This is a genomic window from Natronomonas sp. (assembly GCF_047616845.1).
Classification (GTDB): domain Archaea; phylum Halobacteriota; class Halobacteria; order Halobacteriales; family Haloarculaceae; genus Natronomonas.
Genome location: NZ_JBLGBY010000012.1, coordinates 17,483 through 26,384, shown reverse-complemented (window position 1 = coordinate 26,384; position 8,902 = coordinate 17,483). Strand labels below are relative to the sequence as shown.

The window sequence follows — 8,902 nt, the reverse complement described above, 5'->3', positions numbered from 1 at the left end:
TCGTAGGGCGCGATATCGTTTAAATTCGCGGGCGGAACGGCCTACAAATCCACGGGACAGCCCGCGACCCTCCCGCCGCGCATGCCGTCGGCAACCCAGTAGATCGACAGGAGAAGGGTCACGAGTGCGAGCAAGGCGAATTCGAGGCCGTCGAGCGGCAGGAAAAGCAGCGTCGTCGAGATGCCGAAAAGCGAGAGAATGCCGATCAGAAGCGCCGACCCGCAGGCTGCACAGCCGGCGCCGAGCGCGCCGAACACCGCGCCGATGGCGCTTCCGCCACCGCCGGAGAGGGAGAAGCCGTGCTCTCGCAGGTGATAGCTGACCATCGCGATGTCGACGCCGAAAAGCGCCGAAACGAGGACGAGCAGAAGCCCCTGGATGGTCGAAAACCCCGTCCCGACGAACGGAAAGAGGGACACGAGGAGCGTGATGCGACGAGCGAGCGCCAGGTCGCCGGAGAGGGCGAAGGATACCAGTGGGATGTTCAGCGAGAAGACGAAAAGCGCCAGTCCAAATCCCGTCGCGAACAGGCCGAGAGCGGCGTATGCGGGGAGGGAGAGCACAAGGCGTGCTGTTCGGCCCATGAGCCGCCAGTCCGACCCCGAGGTCGGGAGACTCGGGAGGAATCGTCGAGCCATCTCACTCGAACCCGAGCGCGCTCGCGAAGACGTCGTATCCCTGCGGCCCGGAAACAGACGTCTGGAACACACCGTCACGGAACAGGAAGAACTCCGGCGTGGCTGAAACGCCGAGCGAATCGGCCACATCGCGATTGCTCTGGATGAACGCGTCGTGCTCCTTCGCGCGTGCGGACTCGATAATCACGCCGGCGTCGACGGACGACTCTTTGAGATATGGTCGTACCTCCTCGAAGACGTCGCCGCTTCTGAAGCGGTCTTGGTTCGCGTAGAAATGGTCTTTCAGCCCCCAAAACGCCTCCGGAGCGGCGTCGTACGTCGAGGCAAGTAGCTGGCTTGCCGGCTTGCCCCACGGATAGATTATATCGATTGTCCGGTAGACGAACGCGGCGTCACCGGACGTGATGAGTTCTGCCTCGAGTTGTGGAAAGGTCTGCTCTTCGAACCGTCGACAGGAGGAACAGGACGGGTCTTCGAAGCCGACGATGATACCGGGTGCATCGAGGGTTCCGAGCGTCGGCTGTGCCTCGATACCCGTCGAGGCATCGTGTGACTCGAAGGACTCCCCGCCCCCGTCGCCGCCGCCGAGACAGCCGGCGAGTGAAACCGCCACCGTGCCCGCTGCTCCGGCGAGAAACGACCGTCGTGTCCCGTGCATGGTTCAACATAGGCCATCCGCCGGATAGCCGTTGACCGGGTATGTATCACGACCACACGACCGCACCCGAGCCACCGATGGTATGTATCTTTATTTACTCCCGGAGTGCAGGCAGCCAGTATGGTAACATTCGAACGGCCACAACCGGATTTGGGCACCGAGGGTGACGTCATCCTCAAACGAATTCTCGCATTCCTGATAGACGCCGTCCTGTTCGCCGTAGCGGTTTCGATTCTCTCCGGCATCGCCGGCGTCGTCTCCGCGAGGCTCTCGGCGCTCGTCACGGCGCTCGGTGGGGTGCTTCTCTTCGCGTACTTCATCTACTTCGAGGCGGAGTACGGCCAGACCCTCGGGAAGATGGTGATGGACATCGTCGTCGTGACCGAGGATGGAAACCCCATCACGTACAGGGAATCCGCGCTTCGAACCATCCTGCGCATCGTTGACTGGTTTCCATACCCTCTCCATCTCATCGGCCTCGTTGCCATCTACGTCACCGACCGAAAACAGCGACTCGGCGATCTCGTGGCCGACACCATCGTCGTGAAGACGAAAGAGAAGGCCGAGAAGCTATAATCACGGCTACCCGACTCTTTTTATACTGAAACGCGGCCAGACGGATCACGACTCGATGACGAGCCGGCGGTCGGTCTGGGCCGTAGCGCGGAGCGCCACCGCCGGAGCGACACGCTCCGCCTGTTCGCCATCTATATCGAACCACAGCCCGTAGCCACTGGCATGTGTGGGCGTTACAGTTTGTTCACGCCGCCCGAGGAACTCGAAGACTGCTTCGGGGCCTCATTCACCTTCGAGTTCGAACCGCGATACAACGCCGCTCCCAGCCAGCAGCTCCCGGTCATCACCGACGCCGAGTCGGACGCCATCCAGCGGCTGGAGTGGGGGCTCGTTCCGCGCTGGGCCGACGACTGCAGCGACGGCCACATCAACGCCCGTGCCGAAACAGTCGACGAGAAACCCGCCTTCGCGGACGCCTACGAGAGCCGTCGTTGCCCTCGCGAGCGAAGCGAGGGAGGGCTCGACACGCCGGATGCGGGTCGGTGTCTCGTTCTGGCCGATGGCTTCTACGAGTGGGCCGACCGCGGCGACGGGAAGCGACCCTACCGCGTCGCCTTCGAGGATGACCGCCCGTTCGCGATGGCCGGCCTCTGGGAGCGGTGGACGCCCGACACGCTACAGACCGGTCTCGGGTCGTTCGGCGACGGCGGTGACACCCCTGACCAGGAGCCAGACCCCATCGAGACGTTCACCATCGTGACGACGGAGCCGAACAGCGTCGTCGAACCCCTTCATCACCGGATGGCGGTGGTTCTCGACCCCGAGGAAGAGACGACCTGGCTCGAGGGCGAGGACGTGCTGCTCGACCCGGCACCGGCCGACGGCTTCCACGCGTATCCGGTCTCGACAGCGGTCAACAACCCCGGAAACGACCGCCCGGCGCTCATCGAGGCCGTCGAACCCTCATGACCAGGCGAACGCATAAACCGACAGCCGTCGACGAGTCGGGCAATGACCATCACCGACCGGCTCCCGTTCGTCGGCGGGGAGCCGACAGCGCTCGACCCGTTCCTCGACCGCGCCGCCCGATGGGCGACCTCGCTCCGGTATCGTGACATCCCGAAACCGGTTCGACGCGCCGCGAAGGCCCAGCTGACGAGCACGGTCGGCGCGGGCGTCTGGACAACCACACATCCACTCGGCGACCGCATCGCCGACGCGACCGAGTCGAGATATCCGAGCGGCGAGGCGACGTTTCTCGGCGGCAGCGACCGCACGCCGGAGGGAGCAGCCGTCGGCAACGCCGCCCTGTCGATGGCGCTGGATTTCGATGGCACGGTGCTCGGCGGCCACACGGGCCACAGCAGCGTCTTCGTCCCGCTTGCGTACGCTGAAGCAACCAACGCGAGCGGCAAGCGCGCACTCGTCGCCCACGTCGCGGCCAACGAGATCGCCGCCCGACTCGCTTCGGCGGCCGCTATCGGCCCCTTCCGCGGCCAGCAGACGGCCTACATCCACTCCGTCGGGGCGGCGGTCGGGCGGGCGGTCATCGAAGATGACGACGCGGAGACGCTCGCGAACGCGCTCGGAACGGCCCTCCTCCAGCCGCCGTGGCCGCTGGAACCGCCGTTCCTCGGCGCCAACGCGAAGGTCTGGAGCGCGAGCGAGCCGGTGCGGAGTGGCATCGCTGCCGTCGACGCCGCCCGCGCGGGACTCGGCGGTCGCCCCGATCTGGTCGAAGCGGACGGGGGCTTCCTCGGTGAGTTCGCCGACCTACCTCTGCCGGAGTTCCTCGAAGGCTTCGGCGAGCGCTGGCACACGCGGGCGGTGACGATCAAAGCGGTGCCGGGGTGTGCCTACGTGACGGCCCCCGTCGAGGCCGCGCTGGATGTTCGGGGACGGTTCGACCCGGGCCGCACCGAAATCCAACGAGTCGACGTCTACGGGTCGCTGTTCGCAACGGAGGTCGACGACCTCGCGGCTCCCTATCTCGATGGCCCGGAGAGCCCGATGTCGGCGCTCTCGTTCACCATTCCGTACAACGTCGCTGCGGCGCTGGTCGACGGCGAACACACGCCACGGCAGGTGGGCAAGCGGACGGCAGACGAAGGTCTCTGGACGCTCGCCGAGCGCGTGTTCGTCCACCACGACGCCTCGTTCACGATGGCTGCGCTCGAATCGGAAGTACCCGTCGGTGCGATGCTGCGTCGCGTCGGCGTGCCGGTCATCGGCTATGCGGCGAAAACCGTCGGTGTACGGGCGACCGTTCGACACCTGCCGACGCTGGCTCGGTTCGCCCGAAAGCGGCCGCTGCCGACCGACCTCTCGACGGCGGACAAACGGATGGGCGCACGAGTCGAGGTGACGACCACCGACGGTCGCACGCTGTCGGCGACTGTCGGTCATCCGTCCGGGTTCGCCGGCAAGCCCCTGGCCGAGATTCGAGCTGTCGCGCGCCGGAAGTGTCTCGAAGGGTTGCAGGAGACGGGGCTCCGCGAATCGGTTGCGCGGGGTCGGGTCGAAGGACTGCTCGGAATCGACGACGCCGATACGGTGTCGCTCGCGTCGCTTATGGACGCCGAATCGGGGGCTGTCCAGTGATTCCCGAACGCGTCGGTGCCGTCGTGAATCCCTACGCCGGCGGTGGGAACGCTGCTGCCAGATTCGCCGAACTGGCCGACTGCTTCCCGGATGCAGCGGTCGATGCACGAATCACGACGAGTAGCAACGACGTGGGCGCTGCCGCCCGCGAGCAAGCCGAATGGGGCGATATAGTCGTCGTCATCGGCGGTGATGGAACGCTTCGGGAGGTCGCGGCCGCACTCATCGAGGCAGGTAGCGAGACACCGCTTTTCGTCGTCCCCGCTGGACGCGGCAACTCCGCGTATCGACATCTATACGGCGGCGAAGACTGGCAGGCGATAGCCCGTAAACTGGCGGGCGGGGTCGAAGTCCGCCCTCTCGAGGTCGGCTGCGTCGAAAGCGACCCGCACATCGACCCGACCTACTTCGTGTTGGGGTTCACGGCGGGAGTGTTCCGGAACGCACTCGAAAACGCGGAACGGTTCCGGGCGCTTCCGGGGCCAGTCGCGTACGTCCTCGCGACCGCGCAGGCCGCACTCGTCGACGACCCTGTTTCGGTCACGGTCGACGTCGACGGTGAGCCGTTCTTCGATGGCCGGGCTCGACTGGTCGCCATCGGCGGCGGACGCTATCGCGGCAGTGATTTCGAGTTGCTCCCAGAGTCACGGCCAGGCGACGACCTGCTGCACGCGCTGAGTATCGAACCGACTGGTATCGACGAATCGGTTCGTCTCGGCCGTCTCGCTCGGGTGGGCCGGCTCCGTGAACATCCGGCCGTCAGCTACGCGACGGGCGAGAGGGTCACCGTGCGGTCGGCCGACGGTCTTCCCGTGGAGCTCGACGGCACGCCGGTTCCGACACCGCTTCGGCAGGCGGAGCTCACGGTCGTTCCGGCGGCAGTGCGCGTCGCTTATCCGAAACAGTGACTTTCGATTCTCGAATTTGCACCTAGAATTTATATAGAACGTTCGGAAGGGTTGGTAGCAATGTCCGTAGAGAGAAGCTCAACGAAGCCGAAACCACAGGGGCGACCGATACGAATCGCCTACGTCGACGACCACGAGGGGTTCGGCGAACTCACAGCGGACAGCCTCGAAGCGGCGAACGAGCGACTGTCGGTGGCGACGGTCACAACTCCCGATACCGTGACCGACCGGCTGGGCGAGTTCGACTGTATCGTCTCCGATTACGAGATGCCCGGAACGGACGGACTGGAGCTCCTCCGACAGGTTCGCGTCCTCGACGAGGAGATTCCGTTCATCCTCTTCACGGGCGATGGGTCGGAGGGCGTCGCCAGCGATGCAATTTCGCTCGGGGTGACCGACTACATCGCCAAGGGGGGTGGCCAGGAGCGATTCGAGCGGCTGGCCCACCGCGTCGAGAGCGTCGTCGATGCGAAACGGGCGACGGAAGCCGTCGAGAAGACCCGCGAGAAGGCTGCAGCCGCCATTGAACGCGAGCGGGCTCGGTTCCGCGCTCTCATTGAACAGTCACCGGCCATGATGGCGGTAATGAACCAGAGCGGTGCGTTCGAGTACGTCAGTCCCTCTGTCGAGGACATCACGGGGTATTCGTCCCGGGAGCTACGCGAGTCGGTCGCCTTCGAACACGTCCACGAGGACGACCGTGAACGGGTCATCGAGGAGTTCCGTCGGTCGCTCACGAACCCGGAGTATCGACCCAGGGTCGAGTATCGGTTCCAGCACAAAAGTGGTGCGTGGCTCCATCTGGAGTCAAAAGGCGTGAGCCGGCTCGATGACCCCGCAGTCGAGGGGTTCGTCGTGAATACACGAGACGTCACCGAACAGCACCGGACGAAAGAGCAGCTGCAACGCGAACGCGAGATCGCCGATCGTTTACTCGAGGTGAGCCCGACGCCGATCATCCTCGCGGACGCGAACGGCCGTATCGTTCGCGCGAACGAGCGTGCGGCCGACGTTTTCGGGGTATCCGTCGACGAACTGACCGGAATGGCACCATCGGATGGCGACCTGGAGATTCGAACGCCATCCGGCGACCCGCTCCCGGTACACGAACTCATCGCGCCGAAAGTCGTCGACTCCGGAGCGGATCGTCGCGGCATCGAATACCACGTCACGATTCCGACGGGCGAGTATCGGCTCGTCGTCAGTGCGGCACTGCTGACGGAGACCGACCGAACCGCTGCTGTGGTCTCCATCGACGAAATCGAACCGCTCGATACAGCCGCCGATAACAACACGTAAGGCAGCGGCGCCCCCCGGCCCGCGTATGAAGCAGGCACGAATCGAGACATCCGATGGCGTTCTCGGAGGCGAGTACGACGACGGCACTGTGCATACGGATGACGGTAGCTACGAACCCGAGGAGTACGCCCTCCTCGCGCCCTGTGAGCCGTCCGTGTTCTACTGTGTCGGGCGCAACTTCGGCGCGAAAGTCGAGCAGATGGATTACGAGATCCCCGACGAGCCGGATTTCTTCATCAAACCGCCGGTCTCGCTGCACGACCCCGAGACGCCGATTCCATACCCCACCTTCTCCGAGGAGTTGACCTACGCCGGCGAGCTCGCGGCCGTCATCGACACCGAATGCAAACACGTCGACGGGGACGAGGTCGATGACGTGGTGCGGGGCTACACCATCCTCAACGACCTCGACTGTCTCGACCAGGAGCGCCGCACTGCGCGGAAGGCCTTCGACTCATCCGGCCCGCTCGGGCCCGTTATCGCCGATATCGACCCCGTTGGCCTCGAGATGACGACGCACATCAACGGCGAACTCCGCCAAGAAGACAACACAGAGAACATGTTCATCAAGCCGCGTGAGGTCATCTCGTTCCTCTCGGAGCGGTTCACGTTCAAACCCGGCGATGTCATCTCCTTCGGCAGCCCCGCGAACCCGGGCCTGCTGGAGCGCGGCGACGAGATAGAGATTTACTACGAAGGGATCGGCACGCTTCGGAACACGGTCGAATAACTCCAGGCAGCCCCTCGCTATCCGATATTGACGACGAGAAGCGGGCGGTCGGCGGCTTTCACGACGCGCTCAGTCGTGCTACCGAGGTTGAGGCGTTTCTCCCGCCCCGTTCGTCCGTGGGTGCCAAGAACGAGCAGTCCGATGTCTTCGTCGTCGGCGTAGCCGAGTATCTCACGATGCGGGACGCCCTCGGGGGTGTCAGTCGTGACCTCGATGCCCGCATCCGTGGCTCGCGTCGCCAATTCATCGACGGCGGCGTTCGCCTCGTCGGCGAGTTCCGTACGAACGGTGGCTTTTTCGTCGGCGTCGGCCGCGAGAACGACCCGTCGGTCGATGACCGAAATGATGTGCAGTTCGGCATCGTACGCGTCTGCGGCGCCGATGGCGTGGTCGAGCGCCTCCGCGGCGCCGTCGCTGCCGTCCGTTGGCAGCAGGATGCTGTCGTACATGCGAAAACGTCGGAGAGCCACCTACTTGAAACGGGCTGTCCCGCCGGGAGAATGGATGCCGACATCCGACTCAAATCGAGTGGTTGCAACAACGCTTTTGTGCAATCATACCCGACATTGGGTGTGGCAGACGATCGAAGCATCGAGGACGTTCTCGACACTATCGGTGACCAACACGCCCGAACCGTGCTCGCGGCGATAAGCCAGGAGCCGGGATCGGCAAAGGAACTCGCCGGGCAGTGTGATCTCTCGCTTCCGACCATCTACCGCCGTCTGGAGCTCTTACAGGAACACGACCTCATTGTCGAACGAACGGCCGTCGCGGACGACGGCAATCACTACAAGGTGTACGAGTGCAACTTCGACAGTACGGTCATACAGCTCGAAGACGACGAGTACAAGGTGCGTATCTACCGAAAGGAGAACCTCCCCGACCGGTTCACCCAGCTGTGGGACGACCTCGGCGCGGAGTAAGGGCGAGGTCAGCGTCGGAGTCGGGGTCGGGTTTTAATATCTCGGACGGAATCTCCCGAACATGATCGACGTGTTGCAGGTCACGCTGATTCTACTCAGGCTCGTCCTGTTCGGACTCTCGCTCGGTCTCACGCTCATCAGTTTCCAGGCGTACTCGAAGCGACAGTCCGAGCGCCTCCAGTACGCGTTCATCGGCTTTGCTTTCTTCAGCATGGGCGTCGCCATGACCAATCTCACGACGCAGGTAGCCGTCGGCGGCGGCCTGGGCCGTGACCTACTCTACCTGCAGATCGCGGAGACGATCCCGTTCATCATCGGCTTCGCGATGATCTACACCTCGCTGTACCGCTAGTTCCACGCCTCGATGATGACGGCATCGGAGCCACAGAACAGACAGCCGCCGCCATGTCGGAGGGCGGGGAGCTGTTTTCCACACGCCAGACAGTGATACGGACTGCTGTAGTCTTTTACCGGTGATTGTGGCCCCCGTCAGAGCAATCGCCGGTACATCGTTACAACAGTCCGTATGAAGCAGTTCCCGGTCGCCACGTTCGAGTTCGACACGAATCTCGTCGGACTGCGGCGGGATGGCGTGTGTCGGCCGCTGCAGGTCGCGTTCCTCGGGCACA

At 64.2% G+C, this 8,902-nt stretch carries 11 protein-coding genes; 8 read left to right on the top strand and 3 right to left on the bottom strand.

Annotated elements, in window-relative coordinates:
* Window positions 1-41: 41 nt before the first annotated feature.
* Both ACI8UR_RS04220 and ACI8UR_RS04215 read right to left on the bottom strand, forming a co-directional pair.
* The gene (locus ACI8UR_RS04220; RefSeq protein ID WP_411714118.1) at window positions 42-638 is read right to left on the bottom strand and encodes a hypothetical protein; all 597 of its coding nucleotides are present in this window, start codon (window positions 636-638) and stop codon (window positions 42-44) included.
* A gap of 1 nt (window position 639) precedes the next feature.
* Window positions 640-1,296 carry a DsbA family protein gene (locus ACI8UR_RS04215; protein WP_411714117.1) on the bottom strand — a complete coding sequence of 219 codons (657 nt, stop codon included), beginning with the start codon at window positions 1,294-1,296 and terminating at the stop codon, window positions 640-642.
* 120 nt (window positions 1,297-1,416) lie between these two features.
* Between ACI8UR_RS04215 and ACI8UR_RS04210 the strand changes: the two genes are divergently transcribed.
* The 6 genes from ACI8UR_RS04210 (at window position 1,417) to ACI8UR_RS04185 (ending at window position 7,350) form a co-directional block, all read left to right on the top strand.
* Window positions 1,417-1,872, top strand: a complete 456-nt coding sequence (locus tag ACI8UR_RS04210; RefSeq protein ID WP_411714116.1) for an RDD family protein — start codon at window positions 1,417-1,419, stop codon at window positions 1,870-1,872.
* Window positions 1,873-2,034: 162 nt separating this feature from the next.
* A complete protein-coding gene (locus tag ACI8UR_RS04205) occupies window positions 2,035-2,781 on the top strand; it encodes an SOS response-associated peptidase (protein ID WP_411714115.1) in 747 nt (248 codons plus the stop codon).
* A gap of 42 nt (window positions 2,782-2,823) precedes the next feature.
* A complete protein-coding gene (locus ACI8UR_RS04200) occupies window positions 2,824-4,413 on the top strand; it encodes an MmgE/PrpD family protein (protein ID WP_411714114.1) in 1,590 nt (529 codons plus the stop codon).
* Window positions 4,410-5,321, top strand: coding sequence for a diacylglycerol/lipid kinase family protein (locus tag ACI8UR_RS04195; protein WP_411714113.1), 912 nt, complete (start codon window positions 4,410-4,412; stop codon window positions 5,319-5,321). Before ACI8UR_RS04200 ends, ACI8UR_RS04195 begins: the two co-directional genes overlap by 4 nt.
* A 60-nt stretch (window positions 5,322-5,381) precedes the next feature.
* A complete protein-coding gene (locus ACI8UR_RS04190; RefSeq protein ID WP_411714112.1) occupies window positions 5,382-6,620 on the top strand; it encodes a PAS domain S-box protein in 1,239 nt (412 codons plus the stop codon).
* A 25-nt stretch (window positions 6,621-6,645) separates the two neighbouring features.
* Complete coding sequence (locus ACI8UR_RS04185; RefSeq protein ID WP_411714111.1) at window positions 6,646-7,350, top strand: fumarylacetoacetate hydrolase family protein; 705 nt, start codon at window positions 6,646-6,648, stop codon at window positions 7,348-7,350.
* A gap of 17 nt (window positions 7,351-7,367) precedes the next feature.
* Here the strand turns inward: ACI8UR_RS04185 and ACI8UR_RS04180 are convergent, their stop codons facing one another.
* Window positions 7,368-7,799 (bottom strand): universal stress protein, encoded by a 432-nt coding sequence (locus ACI8UR_RS04180; protein WP_411714110.1) that lies wholly within the window; start codon window positions 7,797-7,799, stop codon window positions 7,368-7,370.
* A 123-nt stretch (window positions 7,800-7,922) separates the two neighbouring features.
* Here ACI8UR_RS04180 and ACI8UR_RS04175 point away from each other — a divergent pair, with 123 nt between their 5' ends.
* Together ACI8UR_RS04175 and ACI8UR_RS04170 are read left to right on the top strand one after the other, a co-directional pair.
* Entirely contained in the window at window positions 7,923-8,273 is a 351-nt protein-coding gene (locus tag ACI8UR_RS04175; RefSeq protein ID WP_411714109.1) for an ArsR/SmtB family transcription factor, read from the top strand.
* A 61-nt stretch (window positions 8,274-8,334) separates the two neighbouring features.
* Complete coding sequence (locus ACI8UR_RS04170) at window positions 8,335-8,625, top strand: hypothetical protein (protein WP_411714108.1); 291 nt, start codon at window positions 8,335-8,337, stop codon at window positions 8,623-8,625.
* The last annotated feature ends 277 nt before the right edge of the window (window positions 8,626-8,902 follow it).

Excerpts from the sequence above, each read along its gene's own strand:
- ACI8UR_RS04220 (WP_411714118.1), bottom strand. The coding sequence starts at position 638 with ATGGCTCGACGATTCCTCCCGAGTCTCCCGACCTCGGGGTCGGACTGG.
- ACI8UR_RS04215 (WP_411714117.1), bottom strand. The coding sequence starts at position 1,296 with ATGCACGGGACACGACGGTCGTTTCTCGCCGGAGCAGCGGGCACGGTG.
- ACI8UR_RS04210 (WP_411714116.1), top strand. The coding sequence starts at position 1,417 with ATGGTAACATTCGAACGGCCACAACCGGATTTGGGCACCGAGGGTGAC.
- ACI8UR_RS04205 (WP_411714115.1), top strand. The coding sequence starts at position 2,035 with ATGTGTGGGCGTTACAGTTTGTTCACGCCGCCCGAGGAACTCGAAGAC.
- ACI8UR_RS04200 (WP_411714114.1), top strand. The coding sequence starts at position 2,824 with ATGACCATCACCGACCGGCTCCCGTTCGTCGGCGGGGAGCCGACAGCG.
- ACI8UR_RS04190 (WP_411714112.1), top strand. The coding sequence starts at position 5,382 with ATGTCCGTAGAGAGAAGCTCAACGAAGCCGAAACCACAGGGGCGACCG.
- ACI8UR_RS04185 (WP_411714111.1), top strand. The coding sequence starts at position 6,646 with ATGAAGCAGGCACGAATCGAGACATCCGATGGCGTTCTCGGAGGCGAG.
- ACI8UR_RS04180 (WP_411714110.1), bottom strand. The coding sequence starts at position 7,799 with ATGTACGACAGCATCCTGCTGCCAACGGACGGCAGCGACGGCGCCGCG.
- ACI8UR_RS04170 (WP_411714108.1), top strand. The coding sequence starts at position 8,335 with ATGATCGACGTGTTGCAGGTCACGCTGATTCTACTCAGGCTCGTCCTG.